At 68.8% G+C, this 19,060-nt stretch carries 18 protein-coding genes and 1 pseudogene; 13 read left to right on the top strand and 6 right to left on the bottom strand.

The annotated features are described in order from the left end of the window. Positions 1 to 4: 4 nt before the first annotated feature. Positions 5 to 211: pseudogene (locus ACZ7IB_RS10760) on the bottom strand (TetR/AcrR family transcriptional regulator); the annotation flags it as partial. Between ACZ7IB_RS10760 and ACZ7IB_RS10755 the strand changes: the two are divergent. From ACZ7IB_RS10755 to ACZ7IB_RS10745, 3 genes are all read left to right on the top strand, one after another. After that, entirely contained in the window at positions 193 to 1,101 is a 909-nt protein-coding gene (locus ACZ7IB_RS10755; protein ID WP_470911839.1) for an FAD-dependent monooxygenase, read from the top strand. The pseudogene ACZ7IB_RS10760 and the gene ACZ7IB_RS10755 overlap by 19 nt on opposite strands. A gap of 105 nt (positions 1,102 to 1,206) precedes the next feature. Beyond that, on the top strand, positions 1,207 to 1,542 hold the full coding sequence (locus ACZ7IB_RS10750) for a YnfA family protein (RefSeq protein WP_093898485.1): 336 nt from the start codon (positions 1,207 to 1,209) through the stop codon (positions 1,540 to 1,542). Between the two features lie 54 nt (positions 1,543 to 1,596). Then, a complete protein-coding gene (locus ACZ7IB_RS10745; protein ID WP_470911273.1) occupies positions 1,597 to 2,355 on the top strand; it encodes an SDR family NAD(P)-dependent oxidoreductase in 759 nt (252 codons plus the stop codon). Positions 2,356 to 2,496: 141 nt separating this feature from the next. On the opposite strand, the gene ACZ7IB_RS10740 is transcribed toward ACZ7IB_RS10745, so the two are convergent. Further along, positions 2,497 to 3,690 carry an RtcB family protein gene (locus tag ACZ7IB_RS10740; RefSeq protein WP_470911271.1) on the bottom strand — a complete coding sequence of 398 codons (1,194 nt, stop codon included), beginning with the start codon at positions 3,688 to 3,690 and terminating at the stop codon, positions 2,497 to 2,499. A gap of 170 nt (positions 3,691 to 3,860) precedes the next feature. Between ACZ7IB_RS10740 and ACZ7IB_RS10735 the strand changes: the two genes are divergently transcribed. From ACZ7IB_RS10735 to ACZ7IB_RS10725, 3 genes are all read left to right on the top strand, one after another. After that, positions 3,861 to 4,709 (top strand): DUF3558 domain-containing protein, encoded by an 849-nt coding sequence (locus ACZ7IB_RS10735; RefSeq protein ID WP_470911269.1) that lies wholly within the window; start codon positions 3,861 to 3,863, stop codon positions 4,707 to 4,709. A 188-nt stretch (positions 4,710 to 4,897) separates the two neighbouring features. After that, the gene (locus ACZ7IB_RS10730) at positions 4,898 to 5,677 is read left to right on the top strand and encodes a DUF3558 family protein (protein WP_470911267.1); all 780 of its coding nucleotides are present in this window, start codon (positions 4,898 to 4,900) and stop codon (positions 5,675 to 5,677) included. A 181-nt stretch (positions 5,678 to 5,858) separates the two neighbouring features. Continuing rightward, positions 5,859 to 7,196 carry a DUF2637 domain-containing protein gene (locus tag ACZ7IB_RS10725; RefSeq protein WP_470911264.1) on the top strand — a complete coding sequence of 446 codons (1,338 nt, stop codon included), beginning with the start codon at positions 5,859 to 5,861 and terminating at the stop codon, positions 7,194 to 7,196. Between the two features lie 99 nt (positions 7,197 to 7,295). Here the strand turns inward: ACZ7IB_RS10725 and lysS are convergent, their stop codons facing one another. Continuing rightward, positions 7,296 to 9,056, bottom strand: coding sequence for a lysine--tRNA ligase (gene lysS, locus ACZ7IB_RS10720; protein WP_470911262.1), 1,761 nt, complete (start codon positions 9,054 to 9,056; stop codon positions 7,296 to 7,298). A gap of 157 nt (positions 9,057 to 9,213) precedes the next feature. On the opposite strand from lysS, the gene argS reads away from it, so the two are divergent. Further along, positions 9,214 to 10,986: an arginine--tRNA ligase gene (gene argS / locus ACZ7IB_RS10715; RefSeq protein ID WP_470911837.1), complete on the top strand. Its 1,773-nt coding sequence runs from the start codon at positions 9,214 to 9,216 to the stop codon at positions 10,984 to 10,986. Positions 10,987 to 11,042: 56 nt separating this feature from the next. Here the strand turns inward: argS and ACZ7IB_RS10710 are convergent, their stop codons facing one another. Next, positions 11,043 to 12,533 (bottom strand): helix-turn-helix domain-containing protein, encoded by a 1,491-nt coding sequence (locus ACZ7IB_RS10710; RefSeq protein ID WP_470911259.1) that lies wholly within the window; start codon positions 12,531 to 12,533, stop codon positions 11,043 to 11,045. Between the two features lie 312 nt (positions 12,534 to 12,845). On the opposite strand from ACZ7IB_RS10710, the gene ACZ7IB_RS10705 reads away from it, so the two are divergent. Beyond that, the gene (locus ACZ7IB_RS10705) at positions 12,846 to 13,586 is read left to right on the top strand and encodes a DUF4232 domain-containing protein (protein ID WP_470911257.1); all 741 of its coding nucleotides are present in this window, start codon (positions 12,846 to 12,848) and stop codon (positions 13,584 to 13,586) included. Positions 13,587 to 13,714: 128 nt separating this feature from the next. Here ACZ7IB_RS10705 and ACZ7IB_RS10700 read toward each other — a convergent pair whose 3' ends face one another. After that, complete coding sequence (locus ACZ7IB_RS10700) at positions 13,715 to 15,376, bottom strand: MFS transporter (RefSeq protein WP_470911254.1); 1,662 nt, start codon at positions 15,374 to 15,376, stop codon at positions 13,715 to 13,717. Positions 15,377 to 15,537: 161 nt separating this feature from the next. Between ACZ7IB_RS10700 and ACZ7IB_RS10695 the strand changes: the two genes are divergently transcribed. Together ACZ7IB_RS10695 and ACZ7IB_RS10690 are read left to right on the top strand one after the other, a co-directional pair. Then, positions 15,538 to 16,548 (top strand): helix-turn-helix transcriptional regulator, encoded by a 1,011-nt coding sequence (locus ACZ7IB_RS10695; protein WP_470911253.1) that lies wholly within the window; start codon positions 15,538 to 15,540, stop codon positions 16,546 to 16,548. Positions 16,549 to 16,619: 71 nt separating this feature from the next. Next, positions 16,620 to 16,766, top strand: a complete 147-nt coding sequence (locus ACZ7IB_RS10690; RefSeq protein ID WP_470911250.1) for a HEAT repeat domain-containing protein — start codon at positions 16,620 to 16,622, stop codon at positions 16,764 to 16,766. Here the strand turns inward: ACZ7IB_RS10690 and ACZ7IB_RS10685 are convergent. Next, complete coding sequence (locus ACZ7IB_RS10685) at positions 16,763 to 17,158, bottom strand: ATP-binding protein (protein WP_470911248.1); 396 nt, start codon at positions 17,156 to 17,158, stop codon at positions 16,763 to 16,765. The two genes, ACZ7IB_RS10690 and ACZ7IB_RS10685, sit on opposite strands and share 4 nt — an antisense overlap. A gap of 112 nt (positions 17,159 to 17,270) precedes the next feature. Between ACZ7IB_RS10685 and ACZ7IB_RS10680 the strand changes: the two genes are divergently transcribed. Genes ACZ7IB_RS10680 through ACZ7IB_RS10670 form a run of 3 tightly spaced genes read left to right on the top strand, consistent with a single transcriptional unit; the run spans position 17,271 to position 19,030 of the window. Then, positions 17,271 to 18,095 carry a helix-turn-helix domain-containing protein gene (locus ACZ7IB_RS10680; RefSeq protein WP_470911244.1) on the top strand — a complete coding sequence of 275 codons (825 nt, stop codon included), beginning with the start codon at positions 17,271 to 17,273 and terminating at the stop codon, positions 18,093 to 18,095. Continuing rightward, the gene (locus ACZ7IB_RS10675) at positions 18,092 to 18,343 is read left to right on the top strand and encodes a DUF397 domain-containing protein (protein WP_470911240.1); all 252 of its coding nucleotides are present in this window, start codon (positions 18,092 to 18,094) and stop codon (positions 18,341 to 18,343) included. The genes ACZ7IB_RS10680 and ACZ7IB_RS10675 overlap by 4 nt, the downstream gene beginning before the upstream one ends. Positions 18,344 to 18,367: 24 nt before the next feature. After that, on the top strand, positions 18,368 to 19,030 hold the full coding sequence (locus ACZ7IB_RS10670; RefSeq protein WP_470911238.1) for a maltokinase N-terminal cap-like domain-containing protein: 663 nt from the start codon (positions 18,368 to 18,370) through the stop codon (positions 19,028 to 19,030). Positions 19,031 to 19,060: the final 30 nt, after the last annotated feature.

Genomic DNA, 19,060 nt, shown 5'->3' with positions numbered 1-19,060 from the left:
CCCGTTACGGCCGCTCGGCGGTCAGATAGCGCTGAACGGTGGGCGCGAGCCAGACGATCACCTCCTCGCGCGACATCGAGGCAGCGGGCGTGATGCGCAGGACGTAGCGCGCGAGCGCCATCCCCAGGATCTGCGAGGCGACGAGGGCCGCACGGCGCGGGGCGTCGGCCGGGTCGGGGCAGACGCCGGCCGCTGCCGGACCGAGCTGCTGAGCTGACCGCGCTCCACCAGAGCGACGCATCGGACACCGTCACCGCCGAACTGCGCGAGGCGGACGGCAGCCTGACCACGCTCGGCGCCCGCTACCTCGTCGGTACCGACGGAGTACGCAGCCGGGTGCGTCAGGCGCTCGGCCTCCCTTTCCCCGGCGAACCCGTGATCCGGTCGATCGTTCTCGCCGACGTCCGGCTCGCCGAAGAGCCCCCCGGCGAGGCGCGCTGGATCTCCCGCTTCCACAGCGACGAACGCCAGGTACCCGTCTACCGCACCGGCCGGGTCTTCCTCGCCGGGGACGCCGCCCATGTCCACTCACCCGCAGGCGGCCAGGGCATGAACACCGGCCTCCAGGGCGCCGCCAACCTCTGCTGGAAGCTCGCCGCCGTACTGCGCGGACACACGACCGACCCGGAGGCGCTGCTCGACAGCTATCACGCGGAACGGCACCCGGTCGGCGCCAGGGTGCTCCGCTCCAGCGGCGCCCTCGTCCGCCTCGCCATGGCCCGCACCCCGCTCCAGCGAACGGTCCGGGCACTCGCCGCCAAGGTGCTGTCCACGATCCGGCCCGCCTCCGACAAGGCCATCGGCCTGATCTCCGGTATCTCGATCGCCTACGCGGCACCGCGCGGCGCCCACCCCCTCACCGCAAAGCGAGCCCCCGACCTGAGCCTGCGGGAGGGCCGCCGCCACCAACTGCTGCACGACGGCACGTTCGTCCTCGTCACCCCCGACGACGCCGCCACTCCGGCATCACCGGCCCCGCTGCTGCATACCCACTGGAGGGGTGACCGCACCACCACCCTGCTCGTCCGCCCCGACGGCTACATCGCCTGGGCGAGCGACCACGCCGACCCGGCGGCCCTGCAGGCCGCACTCACCCGATGAGCGCGTGCCCAGGGCCCGGGGAAGATACAGATCATCACGAATTGCTCATATCCACCAACCGGTTCGGCGTGCACTCCCCCTCGCCGCCCATGGCACGCTGATTCCATGGTCGTCGCCCGCTCTGTCGCTCTGTTCGTCATCGCCGCACTCTTCGAGATCGGCGGCGCCTGGCTCGTCTGGCAGGGCTTGCGCGAGCACCGGGGCTGGATCTGGATCGGCGCGGGTGTCATCGCGCTGGGTGCCTACGGTTTCGTCGCCACGCTCCAGCCGGACGGCGAGTTCGGCCGCATCCTCGCCGCGTACGGCGGTGTCTTCGTCGCGGGCTCGATCGCCTGGGGCATGGTCGCCGACGGCTATCGCCCCGACCGCTGGGACGTGATCGGCGCGCTGATCTGTCTGGCCGGCATGGCCGTGATCATGTACGCCCCGCGCAACCACTGACCGCGCGCCTGCCTATCCTGGCCCCGTACCGATCAGCTGCCCGAGGAGTCCGTCATGGCCGCCATCCCGATCGCCGTCATCACCGGAGCGAGCAGCGGCATCGGCGCCGCGACCGCCCGACAGCTGGCCGCCGCCGGCTACCGCGTAGTCCTGACCGCCCGCCGCAAGGACCGCATCGAGGCGCTCGCCGCCGAGATCAACGAGGCGGGCCACCAGGCAACGGCCTACGCCCTGGATGTCACCGACCGCAATGCGGTGGACGAGTTCGCCACGGCGTTCCGTACCCTCGCCGTCCTCGTCAACAACGCCGGCGGCGCACTGGGCGCCGACCCTGTCGCCACCGGCGACCCTGCCGACTGGCGCCAGATGTACGAGACGAACGTCATCGGCACGCTCAACGTCACCCAGGCCCTGCTCCCCGCCCTCACCGCGGGCGGGGACGGCACGATCGTGATCCTCTCCTCCACCGCAGGCCTCGCCACCTACGAGGGCGGCGGCGGCTACGTGGCGGCCAAGCACGGCGAACACGTACTGGCCGAGACCCTCCGCCTGGAGATCGTCGGCACCCCGGTCCGCGTCATCGAGGTCGCCCCCGGCATGGTCAAGACGGAGGAGTTCGCCACAACCCGCTTCCGCGGTGACACCGAGAAGGCGGCAAAGGTGTACGCGGGCGTCGAGGCCCCCCTCACCGCAGACGACGTGGCCGACACCATCACCTGGGCCGTCACCCGCCCCAGCCACGTCAACATCGACCTCCTGGTGGTCCGCCCCCGCGCACAGGCCTCCAACGCCAAGGTCCACCGCACCACCTGACCCGCACCGCCTGGGCCCGGCGAAGATCCGAAAGAGCCTGGAAACCAGAAGGAGCCCCGGACACACCACCCGCGTCCGGGGCTCCTCCGTTCAGAGGTCCTTCCCGCCGGAGGCCCTCCGTTCAGTCGCGCGCAAAAGGCCTCAACCCTTCACACACACAACCTGCTTGAGCTTGGCGACGACCTCCACCAGGTCCCGCTGCTGCTCGATGACCTGCTCGATCGGCTTGTACGCGGCCGGAATCTCATCCACGACGCCGGAGTCCTTGCGGCACTCCACGCCCCGCGTCTGATCCTCCAGGTCCCGCGTCGAGAAGCGCCGCTTCGCAGCGTTCCGGCTCATCTTCCGGCCGGCGCCGTGCGAGGCCGAGTTGAAGGACTTCTCGTTCCCAAGGCCCTTCACGATGTACGAGCCGGTGCCCATCGAGCCCGGGATGATCCCGAAGTCCCCGGAACCCGCACGGATCGCCCCCTTCCGCGTGACCAGCAGGTCCTTGCCCTCGTACCGCTCCTCCGCCACATAGTTGTGATGGCAGGAGATCACCGGCTCGAAGGTGACCTTGGCCTTCTTGAACTCCTTGCGGACCACGTTCTGGAAGAGCGCCATCATGATGGCGCGGTTGTGCTTCGCGTACTCCTGCGCCCAGAACAGGTCGTTCCGGTACGCCGCCATCTGCGGGGTGTCGGCGATGAACACGGCCAGGTCGCGGTCGATCAGATCCTGATTGTGCGGCAGCTTCTGCGCCTGCCCGATGTGGAAGTCGGCCAGTTCCTTGCCGATGTTCCGCGATCCGGAGTGCAGCATCAGCCAGACCGAACCCGACTCGTCAAGGCAGAACTCGATGAAGTGGTTGCCCGAACCGAGCGTTCCCATCTGCTTCGTGGCACGTTCCTGACGGAACTTGACCGCATCGGCGACCCCGTCGAACCGTCCCCAGAAGTCGTCCCAGCCCGGCGCCCGGAAGCCGTACAGCCCGTCCGGCTCCACGGCCTCGTCATGCATGCCGCGGCCCACCGGAATCGCCTGCTCGATCTTCGACCGCAGCCGGGACAGGTCGCCCGGCAGGTCATTGGCCGTCAGGGAGGTCTTCACCGCGGACATTCCGCAGCCGATGTCCACGCCGACCGCCGCCGGACAGACCGCACCGTGCATCGCGATCACCGAACCGACCGTCGCCCCCTTGCCGAAGTGGACGTCCGGCATGACGGCGAGACCCTTGATCCAGGGCAAAGTGGCCACGTTGCGCAGCTGCTGCATCGCGACGTCCTCGACCGAGGCCGGGTCGGCCCACATGCGGATGGGGACCTTCGCGCCCGGCACCTCTACATACGACATAGTTCCTCGATTCCCCCGAAAAGCCTGAAAGCGCAAAACCGGTGCCAAGGTCGGCAAATGAGTCGGTCGACCGGCATTCACAGCGGCGCGTGCGATACACATTGTGTCAACCGGTCGCCATCGAGCGGCAACCGTTTTTCGCACGAAGGGAGCCCAGGACCGTGCGACGAATGGCGTACGTACCCGGCACCGCGCTACTGGCAGCGCTTGTCGTCGGCTGCAGTGCCAGCACCGGAACGGGTGGCTCCGCCCCCGACAGCAAGCCCGGCGAGGCGACCGTCGCCGTGGCGGCCCCCGGCAAGTACCGCACTCTCCCCGACCCTTGCCGCACCGTTGCGCCGTCCGCGCTGAAGGACCTGCTCCCGGTCGCCGCCGAACTCCCCGAGGACCAGCAGAAGAAGGTGTACGAGGGCACGGCCACCGTCACCTACGACACCGACCGCAGGGTCGGCTGCCACTGGAAGTCCGAGGCCCCCGACTCCTCGCACACCCTCTTCATCGACTTCGAGCGTGTCGTGTCCTACGACCCCTCGGTGAGCGATGACGACCGCGCCCGCGAGGTGTACGCGAAGAAGGAGACCGCCGCCGGTCTGTCCTCGTCCTCCCCCACACCCAGCAGCACGAAGGACGCGGAGAAGCAGGCACCCCCCTCCGCGGAGTCCGGAGCGGACTCCGCCTCGGACTCCGCCTCGCACGCCCCGTCCGGCCCGGCCTCCGAAGCCGGGAACGCGGACGATCCCGCAGGCGAGAACGGCAGCGCAGGCAGCACCGACGAGAGCCTTCTGCCACGCACCCTCGACAACCTCGGAGACGGTGCATTTCTGGACGATCAGCTCACTCGGGCAGGTTCCACCGCACAGAACCGCACGGTGAGCGTGGTATTCCGCACATCGAACGTCATCGTGACCATCGAGTACGCCGAGCAGCCGACCGTCTCCACCGTGCGCCCCGACAGCAAGGAACTGCAGGACAAGGCCCAGTCGCTGGCCCGGAAGCTGGTCGACAAGTTCAGCGAATAGCCCCGCCCGGGGCACCCCGGACCGGTGCCGCCCACGCCCGCCGAGTGCCCGACCGAGGCGGCATCCGGTCGCCGTCCGTCGTACCGTGGCCCTCCGGAACACCCGCCGAACCACCCGCCGACGCCCGACCGCCCGCCCGAGCCGACCACCTGGCAGCCCGCCCGCCGCGCCACCCGAGTGAAGGAACCATGCACCGTTCAGCCCCGCGACTCTCCCGCATACTCGCCTGCGCCGCCGTTCCGGTGATGCTCGTCGTCGCCGGCTGCTCGTCGGACTCCGACGACAAGAAGGACTCGGGTTCGTCCTCGTCGTCCGCCGCGCCGAGCGCGAAGAAGTCGGAAGCGACCGTCGAGCCTGCGAAGTTCGCCGCGCTGCCCGACCCGTGCAAGTCGATCAGCGCGAAGACGGTCACCTCCCTGGTCCCCAAGGCGAAGTCCAAGGGCGGCACGCCTGCCGGCTCCAGCGACACCGCATACCGCGCGGGCTGCTCCTGGAACGGCCTCGACGACAACGGAGTGAAGGGTTCCCAGTACCGCTGGATCGACGTCGGCCTCACCCGCTTCGACTCGGACCAGTCCCTGGGCAGCGGCGCCAAGCGCGCGCAGCAGGACTACGCGAAGCAGGTCGCCAAGGCCAAGGCGACCGAGGGCGCGAAGAAGGCCGCCGAGGCGCCCGTCTCCGGCATCGGCGAGCAGGCCACCAAGATCACGTATGACCTCGCCAAGACGAGTGAGGACTTCAAGTACGCAACAGTCGTGGCCCGTACGGGGAACGTCGTCGTCACCCTCACCTACAACGGTGCGGGTTACGCGGGCGCGAAGGCTCCGTCCGCCGACGACATCCTGAAGGGTGCCGAGAAGGCGGCCAAGGAGGCAGTGGCCTCGGTCGCCTCCGCCGGCACGAAGCCGGACGCGCCGAGCGGGTCGGCCAAGCCCAGCGAGAAGGCCACGGAAAAGAAGACGAGCTAGCCGACGCGCCAGGGCCTGCCTCAACGCCCCTGCCCGGAAGCAGTTTCACGAAGCCCGGTCCTCCCCCGAGTACCGGGCTTCGCCCCTCCCCACGCAACACGCCGCCCCCTCATGTGCCAGGCTGTGCCCGCCAGAAGTCGGAACAGGACGTCGGACAAGGGAAACGGGGAGGGGAACGCGGGTGGCCGCGATGCAGCTGACACGCACCCACCGGATACTCATCGGGCTCGTGGTCGCCGGTGCGGTGCTCATCGCCGCGATCGGTTTCGCGGGTTCGTACGCTGCGGTGCGCGAGCTCGCCCTGCAGAAGGGCTTCGGGAACTTCTCGCTGGTCTTCCCGATCGGCATCGACGCGGGCATCTGTGTCCTGCTCGCCCTGGACCTGCTGCTGACCTGGCTGCGCATCCCGTTCCCGCTGCTGCGCCAGACGGCCTGGCTGCTGACCGCCGCGACGATCGCCTTCAACGGCGCCGCGGCCTGGCCCGACCCGCTCGGCGTCGGCATGCACGCCGTCATCCCGGTGCTGTTCGTGGTCTCCGTCGAGGCCGCCCGGCACGCCGTGGGCCGGATCGCCGACATCACGGCCGACAAGCATATGGAGGGTGTGCGGCTCACCCGCTGGCTGCTCTCCCCCGTGCCGACGTTCCGGCTGTGGCGGCGGATGAAGCTCTGGGAGCTCCGGTCGTACGAGCAGGTCATCAAGCTCGAACAGGACCGGCTCATCTACCAGGCCCGCCTCCAGGCCCGCTTCGGCCGCAACTGGCGCCGCAAGGCACCCGTCGAGTCCCTGATGCCGCTGCGCCTGGCGAAGTACGGCGTTCCGCTGGCCGAGACCGGCCCGGCCGGCCTCGCCGCCGCAGGCATCGAACCGGCCCTGCTGCCCCCGGCCCCGGCCCTGGTCGAACCGGCCGAGTTCCAGCCCGAGTTGCCGTACGCCGAGCCTCACCCCCAGCAGCAGTACGAGCAACAGCAGCAGCACACCCACCCCTCCGACCCGGCCGCCGCCGAGGAGTGGCCCCAGGAGGGCCCCGGCTCGCACGAGAGCCCGTGGTTCGCGGCGTCCCAGGCGCCGGACGACACGTACGAGGGTGCGTACAACCCGACGTACGCCGAGGGCCTGGAGCCCACCCCGGTCATGGTCCCGTCGGGCCCCGGCGGCCGCACCCGCCCCCTGGGCAACGTGGGCACCATCGGCGCCGTCCCGGGCCCCCGCGCCGCGGAACCCCAGCCGGAGCCCCGGTCCGAGGAGCCGGAGCCGGAACCCCGGCCCGTGCAGCAGCAGGAGCCCGACCCTTCCGAATGGGCCGAGGCCGAAGTCGAGTTCAGCGAGATCGCCTACGAGGTGTTCACCGCGTACACACACGCGCACCAGGACTACCCGAGTACGGAGGTCCTGGACATACACCTCTCGGACGGCCACAACGTCCGGCACCCCCGCAGCGCGGCCCTGCTCCGCCGCCTCCTGCCGGGATTCAAGCAGCGCTTCGACAACGAGATGGCGGAGAACCACATCGCGTAGCACCCCGCCCGGCCCGTCCGGCGTTCGAGGACGGAACCGGCAATGACGGAGGGCCGTCACCCGAATCACCGGGTGACGGCCCTCCGTATCGAGTACCCCCTACGCGCCCAGCAGCCTGCGCACCCGGTCCGCCCCCACGGCCAGCAGCAGCGTGGGCAGCCGCGGCCCCGTGTCCCGGCTGACCAGCAGCCGGTACAGCAGCGCGAAGAACGACCGCTGCGCGGCCTTCAGCTCGGGCGTCGGCTTGGCGTCCGGCTCCAGGCCCGCCAGGGTCTTCGGCACGCCGTAGACGAGCGTGGTGAGCCCGTCCAGCGACCAGTGCGAGTCCAGCCCTTCCAGGAGCAGCCGCAGCGACTGGCGGCCCTGCTCGTCCAGCGAGCCGAGCAGTTCCTTGTCCGGCTCGTCGCGGACGATCGTGCGGGCCTCGGCCGGGACCTGGCTGGTGATCCAGTTCTCGGCGCGGTCGAGCCGGGGCCGGGCCTCGTCCAGCGAGGTCAGCGGGTTCTCCGGGTCCAGCTCGCTCAGGATGCGCAGCGTCTGCTCGTCGTGCCCGGCCGTGATGTCGACGACCGAAGCGAGGGTGCGGTACGGCAGCGGGCGCGGCGTACGCGGCAGCTCACCGGCGGCCGTGCCGATGGCCCTCGCGTACGCGGCGGCGTCGGACGGCAACACCGAGCCGTCCGCGACCTTGCGCGCCAGCGAGTCCCACTCGTCGTAGAGCCGCTGGATCTCCTGGTCGAAGGCGATCTTGAAGGACTGGTTGGGCTTGCGGCGCGCGTACAGCCAGCGCAGCAGCGGCGCCTCCATGATCTTCAGCGCGTCGGCCGGGGTCGGCACGCCGCCCTTGCTGGAGGACATCTTCGCCATGCCGGAGATGCCGACGAAGGCGTACATCGGGCCGATCGGCTGCACGCCGTCGAAGACCTCGCGGACGATCTGGCCACCGACGACGAACGAGGAGCCCGGCGAGGAGTGGTCCACGCCGCTCGGCTCGAAGATCACGCCTTCGTACGCCCAGCGCATCGGCCAGTCGACCTTCCAGACCAGCTTCCCGCGGTTGAACTCGCTCAGCCGGACGGTCTCGGCGAAGCCGCACGAGGTGCAGGTGTAGTTCAGCTCGGTGCTGTCGTCGTCGTACGACGTGACGGTCGTGAGGTCCTTCTCGCAGTTGCCGCAGTAGGGCTTGTACGGGAAGTAGCCGGCCGAGCCGCCACTGCCGTCGTCCTCACCGGCCGCGCCGGAGCCCGCCTCGGCCTCCAGCTCGGCCTCGTCGACCTTCTTCTGCTGCTGCGGCTTCTTGCCCTTGCCCGCGGCCGCCGGGTCCTTCTTCGTCCGGTACCGGTCGAGGACGGCGTCGATGTCGGCGCGGTGCTTCATCGCGTGCAGGATCTGCTCACGGTACGCGCCCACCGTGTACTGCTCGGTCTGGCTGATGCCGTCGTACTCGACGCCCAGCTCGTCCAGCGCGGCGGTCATGGCGGCCTTGAAGTGCTCGGCCCAGTTCGGGTACGTGGACCCGGCCGGGGCGGGCACCGAGGTCAGCGGCTTGCCGATGTGCTCGGCCCAGGACTCGTCGACACCCGGGACACCGTTCGGAACCTTGCGGTAGCGGTCGTAGTCGTCCCAGGAGATCAGGTGCCGGACGGTGTACCCCCGGCGGCGGATCTCGTCGGCGACCAGGTGCGGGGTCATGACCTCGCGGAGGTTGCCCAGGTGGATCGGGCCCGACGGGGAGAGACCGGACGCGACGACGACCGGTTTGCCAGGCGCACGACGCTCCGATTCGGCGATGACATCGTCCGCGAAGCGGGAGACCCAGTCGGTCTCGGTGCTGCTCTGACTCTGAGCCACGGTCTGCACGTCCTTCTCTCTTGTAGGACTCGTAGGAACACCCTTGTGGGACTCATAGGGGCGCCGCCCATTCTCCCAGGTCCCACCGGCAGCGCGAAAACGGCTTTACTCGCCGTGGAATACTGGGTGTGATCCCTTGTACCCCTACGGAAACGGCAGCCAGCCCATGGCCTCGGTCAATTCCCTCGCTTCCACGCTCCAGCAGCAGCTGGCGGACGCCCTGACGGCAGCGCTGCCGGATGCCGGCACCGCGGACCCGCTGCTGCGACGAAGCGACCGGGCCGACTTCCAGGCCAACGGCATCCTGGCCCTCGCCAAGAAGCTCAAGGGCAACCCGCGCGAGCTGGCGTCCCAGGTCACGGCCGCGATCCCGGCAGGCGGCCTCATCAAGGACATCGAGGTCTCCGGCCCCGGCTTCCTGAATGTGACGCTCAGTGACAAGGCGATCATCGAGACCCTCGCCGCGCGTGACGCGGACGACGAGGGCCGGCTCGGTGTCCCGTACAACAGCGCCGCGGGCACCACGGTCATCGACTTCGCGCAGCCGAACGTGGCCAAGGAGATGCACGTCGGCCACCTCCGTTCCGCGGTGATCGGTGCCGCGATGGCGCAGATCCTGGAGTTCACGGGCGAGACCGTGGTCCGGCGCCACCACATCGGCGACTGGGGCACCCAGTTCGGCATGCTCATCCAGTACCTGATCGAGCACCCGGGCGAGCTGAACCACGAAACCGACGGCGGCGCGGCGGACGGCGAAGCCGCCATGTCCTCCCTGAACCGGCTCTACAAGGCCTCGCGGGTGCTCTTCGACTCCGACGAGGAGTTCAAGGCCCGCTCCCGGGACCGAGTCGTCGCGCTCCAGGCCGGTGACGAGGAAACCCTCTCCTTGTGGCAGCGCTTCGTCGACGAGTCGAAGATCTACTTCTACTCGGTCTTCAACAAGCTCGACATGGAGATCCGCGACCCCGACATCGTCGGCGAGTCCGGCTACAACGCCATGCTGGAGGAGACCTGCCGCATCCTGGAGGAGTCGGGCGTCGCCGTCCGCTCCGAGGGTGCGCTGTGCGTGTTCTTCGACGATGTGAAGGGTCCGGACGGCAACCCGGTGCCGCTGATCGTCAAGAAGTCGAACGGCGGCTACGGCTACGCGGCGACGGACCTCTCCGCGATCCGCGACCGGGTCCAGAACCTCAAGGCGAACACCCTGCTGTACGTCGTGGACGCCCGGCAGTCCCTGCACTTCAAGATGGTCTTCGAGACGGCCCGCCGCGCCGGCTGGCTGAACGAGGACGTCAAGGCCGTGCAGCTCGCCTTCGGCACGGTGCTCGGCAAGGACGGCAAGCCGTTCAAGACCCGTGAGGGCGAGACCGTCCGGCTGCAGGACCTGCTGGACGAGGCGATCGACCGGGCGTCCACCGTCGTGCGCGAAAAGGCGAAGGACCTCACCGACGAGGAGATCACCGAGCGCGCCACGCAGGTCGGTGTCGGCGCGGTGAAGTACGCGGACCTGTCGACGTCGGCCGCCCGCGACTACAAGTTCGACCTGGACCAGATGGTGTCGCTGACCGGCGACACGAGCGTGTACATCCAGTACGCGCACGCCCGGTCCCGCTCCATCAAGCGCAAGGCGGGCGAGCTGAAGTCCCAGCCGCACCCCGAGCTGGAGCTGGCCCCGGCCGAGCGCGCGCTGGGCCTGCACCTGGACCAGTTCGGCGAGATCGTGGCCGAGGTCGCCGCCGCGTACGAGCCGCACAAGCTGGCCTCGTACCTCTACCAGCTGTCGTCGCTCTTCACGACGTTCTACGACCAGTGCCCGGTGCTGAAGCCCGAGGTTCCGGGCGACGTGGCCGAGAACCGCCTCTTCCTCTCGGACCTCACCGCCCGCACCCTGCACCAGGGCATGGAACTGCTCGGCATCAGGACCCCCGAGCGCCTCTGACCCCCGAGCTCCGTCCGTACGCGCAGGCACCGGCCCGGTGGCCGTGACCGCTAGTCCTACTCCTTGGTCACCCACTGGGCCGTGTCGTACCGGTACATGTACGTCGGCCGCGCCTGAATGCTGCTGGTACGGAACGGCTTCCCGCCGTCGTCGATGCGCAGCGTTCCCTCCCGGCCGCCGCTGCTCCACTCCAGCTCCAGGTACCAGCTGACGTCGTGCCCTTCGACATGGGCGTTGAGGTCGAACACCTCCACATCGGTGGAGGACACCCGGAACGGGAAGTCCTTCGGCGGCACCCGCTCGTCCCCCTGCTGCCCCGCCACCGGGGTGAGGGTCGGCCGGCTGTCGTCGAGGTCGATGTCGAAGGACTGCGGTGTGATGCCGCTCCCGCAGCCCTCCCCCATCGAGTACGCCGACCACGCCAGCGGCGCCTTCCGGGACAGCGTCCGCACATGCAGTCCGTTCAGCACGACGGCCTGCCCCGACTTCCCCTGCACGGTGAGTTCGAGCAGCATGCTGCCGCCGTCCACCCCGCCGAGCGCCCTGGCCCAGCCGCGGGTGTCCTGCGGTGAGGGTGGCGGAGGCACGTCGTTCGGTTTCTGGTCCAGCACGTAGTACTGACCGCAGGGCTCTTCCCAGTTGTACGAGCTGATGGTGGCGCTCAGGGGTACGCCCCCGCTCTGCTGCCCACCCGACCCGGCTCCCGTGCCGTGCCCCCGGGACGTGGCGGAGGCGCCGCCGGACGGCGGGGACGAGATGGTCGCCGAGCCGGACGGTACGGGTTTGCCCGACTTCTTCGCCCCGCTGGGCGAGGCGGTGGGGCTCCTGTCGCGGCCGAGCAGGGCTGGCGCGGATCCGTCCGTGTCCTGGCCGTCCACGGCGGGGGCGTTGCTGAGATCGTCGGTGTCCTTGCCCGACAGATTGCTGACGACGATCGAGGTGGGCACGCTCAGCGCGACGACGGCGACGGCCGCGAGCAGCACGCGCGCCCGCCGGGAGGACAGGAACCGCCTGGGCCGGCTCGCCCCGCCTGCCACGATCGTGGGCTCGGCTTCGAACGTGGGCTCGGGCGTGGGCACCGACACGAACGTGCCGCCGCCGTCCCCGCCCTCTTCCCCGTCCCGCCCTCCGGACGAATCCCCGGCCCCTGCCCCGGCCTCGGCCCGAGAGCCACGCTCCGCATCCGGAGACGTATCCGCAGACGCATCCGGAACCTTGTCCGAAACCGCGTCCCGGACCGGCTCCGCAGGAGCAGGAGCGGGAGCAGCCGCAGGAGCGGGAGCAGCCGCGGCAGGGCGCCGCCGGGCCGCATCCGCCACGATCCACCGCCGGTGCAGCTCCACCAGCTCGTCCGGCCCGGCCCCGCACAACCGCGCCAGCCGTTCCACCGGGGCGTACTCGTTCGGCACCGCATCACCGTTGCAGTACCGGTGGAGCGTCGACGTGCTGACGTGCAGTCTCCCGGCGAGAACCCCGTAGCTGCGCCCCGAACGGTCCTTCAGTTCCTTCAGCAGAGCCGCGAATTCCCCGGCCTCCGGCGTCGCCACTTCGGCGTTCCCCCTCCTGGTCCGTCCCAGAACACCGTTCCAGGGACGTGGAATCTGCCCAGGTCACAGTACGCGCAGGCATTCCAGCTTCCCCAATGGGCTGTTCGGCGTTGCGGTCGGATTCCGCCGCCCCGCAAGCTGTGGACACACCGCAGCGACCACCGGGACGACGCAGTGCGAATCCACTTCCGCATCGAGCTCATCGATGCCGTGGCCATCGGCGTGTTGATCGTGTCCACCGCGATCGTCATGGTCCTGATCTGCCACAACTGACCGAACAACATCACCAGCCCACACACGGGGAGTACCACCATGCGCAGCAACCGCATCCGCACCACCGCCCTTGCCGCGACCGCCCTCCTGGCCGCCCTCTCACTCACCGCCTGCAGCGACAACGGCAGCGGTGACAACGGCAAGGCGGGAGCGGCGGCTCCGGCAGGGAGCACCACCGACCAGCAGTCCCCGGCCGCCACCACGCCGGACTCGGGCAAGGACACCAAGGGCACCGGCGGCACGTCGTCCAACACCCCCGCCAAGAACACGGCGGCCAACTCCAAGGGCTCCACCTCCGGCACGGGCGGCCAGAAGAGCAACACCGGCGCCACCGGCAACAAGGGCACCGGCAACAGCTCCCCCGTCACCTGCACCGGCTCCAACACCAAGGTCACCGTCAGCAAGGTGAGCCGCCCCATCAACCACCTGCTGCTCACGGCGACCAACACCGGCTCCGTACCCTGCTACGCGTACCACGCGCCGGCGCTCGGCTTCGACGACGCCCAGGCCGCCTTCCCGGTCCTCCGCGACAGCATCCCGCAGGCCGTGGTCACCCTTGCGCCGGGCCAGTCCGCCTACGCCTCCATCGGGCTGTCCGGCGAGCCGGACGGACAGGAACTGCACAAGGGCACCCACCTCACGGTGTACTTCACCGGCAAGAGCAACCAGGGCTCCACGGGCGCCCCCGCCAAGCTGACGCTCCCGGCCGGCACCCAGTGGGGGGACAACGGCTTCGTCACCTACTGGCAGAGCAACATGGCCGACGCCCTCACCTACTGAGTCCGCACCCGCTGAACCGACAACTCGCCGTCTCCCAAGGGCAGTAGATCGTACGATCGGAGATCGAAACCTGCAGGAGGCGGCGTGGAACGAGCCCGGCCGGTCCGGCACTGAGGAGGAGGCGCTTTCTAAGAGGCGGGGGACTGCTCGGCGTTGACGCCGGCATCCGGCGCCCCGCTGGGAGCGTGCTCCTCTCCCCACTGCTGGGCATCCGGCTTGCGCCGGGGGATGAGGAAGGTCGCCAACATTCCGAGCGCCAGCAGTGCGGCGCAGGTATAGCCGTTGATCTGGATCGCGTGGGACATGGCATCACGGGCAGCGGCAGCGGCCGATGCCGTCTGCGGGTTTTGACTCAGCCCGGAGATCATCGCGCCCGCGCTGTCAGAGACTGCCGAAGACAGCTGGTCCGCTCCGGGTGCGGACATTCCCTGCTGGACAAGCCGATCCGACAGGTCGGAGGCCAGCGCCGTGAAGAACGTCGACGTCAGAATCGCGATGCCGAGCGCGGAGCCGAGTTGACGCGCGGCGCTCTGGATTCCGGATCCCTGGCCGGCCTGCTGTGGCGGCACGTCCGCCAGGACGACGTTGGTGACCTGCGCGGTGGCAAAACCGACCCCCATTCCGTACAGGAACAGGGCGATTCCGATGACCCACCACTGGGAGTCGCTGCTGGCCAGCAGGCCGAACATCAACAGACCGATGGCCTCGAGAACCAGGCCGATCCGGACCAGGCCGATAGGGCCGGCCTTTTCGGCCATGCCGAAGCTCGCACCGCTCGCGAAGAAACTGCCGATCGCGACGACGAAGACCATCAGCCCGGTCTGGACCGCGGAATACCCCAAGGTGTACTGAAGCCACAGGGGCAGAACAGCGAGCATGCCAAACTCGGCCAATGCGATGATCAGCGTCGCGATGTTGCCCGTACTGAAGGACTTGATGCCGAACAACGAGGTGTCCATCAGCGGCGCTGTGCCGTTCTTTCGGGTCAGCCGAACCTGCAGGAGCAGGAAGAGCACGAGGCACACCGCTGAGATGACCAGAGCGACCGGGACGACCGACAGATTCATCCCGTCCCCCAAAGGACCGAAGCTCTTCCGCGGCTGCCACCAACCGTAGTTGCGTCCCTCGATCAGTCCGAATGCGAGAAGTCCGAGGCCCAGCACCGACAGCAATCCGCCGGTAGCGTCGATCTTGCCCGGTTGCCGAGGGGACTTCTGCACGAACTTCATGACGCCCGAAAGGATCAGCAGCACGACAAAGATGTTGATGCCGAAGGCCCACCGCCAGGAGTACTCGGCGAGCCGGCCGCCCAGCAACGGTCCGACCGCGGCGGCCGCTCCGATCGTGGATCCCCAGATGGCGAAGGCCTTGCCGCGGTCCGGCCCCCGGAAGGCCATGTTGAGCAGAGCCAGCGATGTCGGCATGACGATCGCGCCACCGATGCCCTGCACGAACCGGCTGGCGATCAGAAAATCCCCGGTGGGCGACAGCGCTGCGGCGACGCTCGCCAGCCCGAAGATCACGGTCCCGATCAGGAACAGCCGGCGTGCTCCCACGACGTCCGAGAAACGACCCATCACCAGCAGCAGGGCGGCTAAAATGATCGCGTAGGACTCTTGGATCCACTGGGCGCCGAAAGCCGAGATCTTCAGGTCGTCGATGATCGGCGGCATCACCACGTTGACGATGGTGAAGTCCACGACCACCAGCGACACGCCGAGGGAAATGGCGACCAGGCCCAGCCAAGCGTCCCGGTTGGCTGGTGAGGACCGAGTTGGATTTTCAGACACTGCGTTCCTCCGTTCCGTTCGATGCAACGCACCCGGTTCGGTGGCCGAGGGCGAGGTACTGGGGCTCGCGGGGACGCGTCTCGCCCCCCGACCCAGTGGCACCATGGCAGAAGAAGAGGACGCGTTCTGACCTCTACTGACACCAATCCGGAGGGCAATCCGTGATCGCCAACCGAACGCTGGAGCTCCTCAGTCTGCTTCAGGCCCAGAAGGAGTGGACCGGCGACGGGCTGGCCGAGCGGCTGGGCGTGTCCCCACGGACTGTCCGGCGCGATATCAACCGGCTCCGCGAGCTGGGTTACCCCGTCACGGCGACAAAAGGCCCCTCCGGCTACTACCGGTTGTCCCGCGGAGCACGTCTCCCTCCGCTGATAGTCGACGACGAGCAGGCCATTGCCATCGCGCTGTCCCTCCAGACAGCGCCGGCCTCAGTGACCGGTATGGGGGACGCCACGAAGCGTGCGCTGAACTCCATCAGGGAGCTCCTGCCGCCCCATCTGGCCCGCCGCCTTGCGACCTTCTCCATCGAACAGATCGAGAACGCCTGGGAGCTTGCTCCGCCCCAGGTCGATCCCGCACTGCTGGCGCAACTGAGCACCGCCGCACAACAACGTGACCTCGTGAGGTTCTCCTACCGGTCCATCGACCTCGACCCGGTGGAGGACAGCGAGGTACTGGCCGAACCCCACCGGCTCGTCGTCTGGTCCGGACGCTGGTACATGGTGGCCTACGACCAGCACAGGAACTCCTGGCATACCTACCGGCTCGACCGCATCAGACACCTGGCCCCCACCGCTTGGCGATTCGGCCGGCGGGACGGTCCCGAGGCGGACATCACCCGCTTCGTCCAGAGCCAACCCGATCGCGGTGATACCCCGGACACCTGGCCCTGCTGGGGCACCGTCCTGATGGAGTGTCCCGCGACACTGGTGGCGAAATGGGCTCCAGGCGCGGCAAGTTTCGAAGCGATCGACGAGCGGATCACCCGGATTCAGATGGGCGCCTGGTCGTGGTCGGCGCTCATCGGCTTCCTGGTCACCTTCGACTGCCGTTTCACCGTCGAAGGCCCGCCCGAACTCGCGGAAGCGGCCCGCCAAGTGATTGGCCGCCTCGACGTCGAGATACCCCGGACTGGCAGGCACTCAGGGCCGTCAGCCGGAATCCCCGCCTAGAAGATCACCGCCGGTGGCGACCACCGGTCGAACGCGCCATCGCCTGGCTCGTCGCCAAAGGCAACCGACGCGTGCCGCGGGTCCGTGTGGCCCTCGTCGAGGCCGTCGCCAACTGGTCGACACCGGGCGTCACGGAACTCCTCCATCGCCTCTCCCAGGACCCGGAAGCGGAGGTCCGGGCGGCCGTCGAGTTCACCGCGCCCGAGGAACAGCCCTAACCGAACTCGCACCACACCACCTTGCCCGGGTCCCGCTCCCCCACCCCCCACACATCCGCCAGCGCCGCCACGATCACCAGCCCGCGCCCCGACTCCCCGTCCGGCTCCCGCACGCCCGGCTGCCCGTCCCCGCTGTCGTGGACCTCGACCCGCATCAACTTCCCCTCCTCACGCAGCAGCAGCCGCACCAGATACCCCCGCCCCGGCGGCACCCCGTGCACCAGCGCGTTGGTGGCCAGCTCGCTCACACACAGCAGTACGTCATCCAGCCGTGCGCCGAATCCCCAGTCGGTGACAGCTCCTCGTACGAACTCCCTCGCGGCAGGCACCGATCGGCGCTCACGCCGGTAGAACCGCTCACGCAACAGCGAGAGTTGCATCGTCTCGTTCATGGGGCGAGAGTCACACTCTGTGACTACGCTGCCGCAGTATGCGCACCCGTACAGATTTCTTGTACGGGTCGTGCGCGCGTGACGTACGCACGTAGGTGGGAGTTCGATCCGTATGCACCCCAGGAAGCGGCAGCACAAGAACGCGTCGGCAATGAAACTCGTGGGCAAACTGGTCGGCGTGTTCCGCGTCGCGGCCGGCCTGACCCAGGCCCAGCTCGCGGACCGGGTGGGCCACCAGGTGGAGACGATCGCCTCGATCGAGCAGGGCCGACGCGCGCTGCTGCCGGAACTGGCCGGCCAGTTGGACCAGTTACTGGAGACGAAGAAAGCGCTGGAGACAGCGGTGGAGAACATGCCGGAGATCGACTTGATCCCGGCGTGGGCGGAGCAGTACATGGACCTGGAGCATGCGGCCCTCGCTCTGTCCTGGTACGAGAACCAGGTACTGCCCGGCCTGCTCCAGACGAAGAACTACGCGCGAGCGGTCTTTCGCACTGACGTCCCGACTTTGGGCGAAGAGGACATCGAGCAACGAATCGCGGCAAGGCTCGAACGGCAAGAGATCCTGCTTCGAAAGCCGCCACCGACCGCAAGCTTCATCTTCTCCGAGGCAATCCTGATCGACCGACTCGGCGGGAACGACGTGCATTCCGAGATGTTGCAGCACGTGCGTTCCTGTACGGAGATCCCCGGGATCACTATCCAGGTAATGCCGCTCGGCCGCCGAACACATGCCGGGCTCTCTGGCCCCTTCATTCTCCTGGAGACACCCGACCACCAGCGTCTCGCCTATACGGAGACGCAGCGCGGCAGCCAGCTCATCTCCACTCCGGACGAAGTAAGCATCCTGGAACGCAAATATGCGATGCTGCGAACGCAGGCCCTCAACACCGAAGCGACGAGGGAACTGTTGGACCGGCTGCTAGGAGAGCAATGAGCACCGCACGTGAGTGGTTCAAGTCGAGCTACAGCAGCGAGCAGGGCGGCGCCTGCCTCGAAGTCGCATACACCTGGCGCAAGTCGAGCTACAGCGGTAGCGACGGCGGCGAATGCGTCGAGATCGCCGCACACCCCACCGCCATCCACATCCGCGACTCCAAGAACCCCGACGGCCCCACCCTCACCGTCGCGCCCACCACCTGGACGGCCTTCGCCGGCTTCGCCGCCGACCGGCGACTCGTCTGAGCCCACGGGAGGAATACCACCGCCATGGCTGTCATCCACCACACCACCCTGACGCCCACCAAGCTGGAACTCCTCGCCACCTGGCTGCCCGCACAGCCCTGGTACCGCGGCAAGGCGGGGCAGCAGCCCGAGCTGGCCAGGACCGGCGGATTCCGGCTGGACGACCCGGAGGGCGAGGTCGGCATCGAGTTCATGGCGGCCACCGACACGTCGGGAAACCAACCGGTCACGTATCACGTGCCGTTCAGCTATCGCGACGCACCGGTCCCGGGAGCCGACGAAGCGCTCATCGGCACCACCGAGCACGGGGTGCTGGGGCAGCGGTGGGTCTACGACGGCACGCGTGACCCGGTCCTCGTCACCCAGCTGTTCGCGCTGATCGTCGGCGAGGCCGAGCCGCAGATGCAGGGCACGAGCGACACCCCCGACCCCTCCGTCACCGGTTGGTTCGCGGAGACCGGCGCCACGACGGCGATCGCCTCCACGACCGTGACCGACGACCCGAGCGGTACCGACATCCTCATGGAGACGGCCGACGGACGCCGACTGACCCTCCACATCAACCGTGTTCTCCAGCCCGGTCAGGAGTCCGAGGAACAAGCACTCGGCCACGTCGTCGCGGACGCACCGCTGCCCGACGGCACCACAGCTCGCACCGCGTTCGTCGTCGTTCGCGCACACCCGTAGTCCAAGGCCCGCGCCACCGGCCGCGCCCCA

The sequence above is a fragment of the Streptomyces sp. NPDC037301 genome (genome assembly GCF_055602785.1).
The sequence above is the reverse complement of the archived record's forward strand: the minus strand, read 5'-3'. Positions and strand labels throughout refer to the sequence as shown.

Coding starts and splice junctions, on each gene's coding strand:
- ACZ7IB_RS10750 (WP_093898485.1), top strand. CDS start 1,207: ATGGTCGTCGCCCGCTCTGTCGCTCTGTTCGTCATCGCCGCACTCTTC.
- ACZ7IB_RS10745 (WP_470911273.1), top strand. CDS start 1,597: ATGGCCGCCATCCCGATCGCCGTCATCACCGGAGCGAGCAGCGGCATC.
- ACZ7IB_RS10740 (WP_470911271.1), bottom strand. CDS start 3,690: ATGTCGTATGTAGAGGTGCCGGGCGCGAAGGTCCCCATCCGCATGTGG.
- ACZ7IB_RS10735 (WP_470911269.1), top strand. CDS start 3,861: ATGGCGTACGTACCCGGCACCGCGCTACTGGCAGCGCTTGTCGTCGGC.
- ACZ7IB_RS10730 (WP_470911267.1), top strand. CDS start 4,898: ATGCACCGTTCAGCCCCGCGACTCTCCCGCATACTCGCCTGCGCCGCC.
- argS (WP_470911837.1), top strand. CDS start 9,214: ATGGCCTCGGTCAATTCCCTCGCTTCCACGCTCCAGCAGCAGCTGGCG.
- ACZ7IB_RS10705 (WP_470911257.1), top strand. CDS start 12,846: ATGCGCAGCAACCGCATCCGCACCACCGCCCTTGCCGCGACCGCCCTC.
- ACZ7IB_RS10685 (WP_470911248.1), bottom strand. CDS start 17,158: ATGAACGAGACGATGCAACTCTCGCTGTTGCGTGAGCGGTTCTACCGG.
- ACZ7IB_RS10680 (WP_470911244.1), top strand. CDS start 17,271: ATGCACCCCAGGAAGCGGCAGCACAAGAACGCGTCGGCAATGAAACTC.
- ACZ7IB_RS10675 (WP_470911240.1), top strand. CDS start 18,092: ATGAGCACCGCACGTGAGTGGTTCAAGTCGAGCTACAGCAGCGAGCAG.
- ACZ7IB_RS10670 (WP_470911238.1), top strand. CDS start 18,368: ATGGCTGTCATCCACCACACCACCCTGACGCCCACCAAGCTGGAACTC.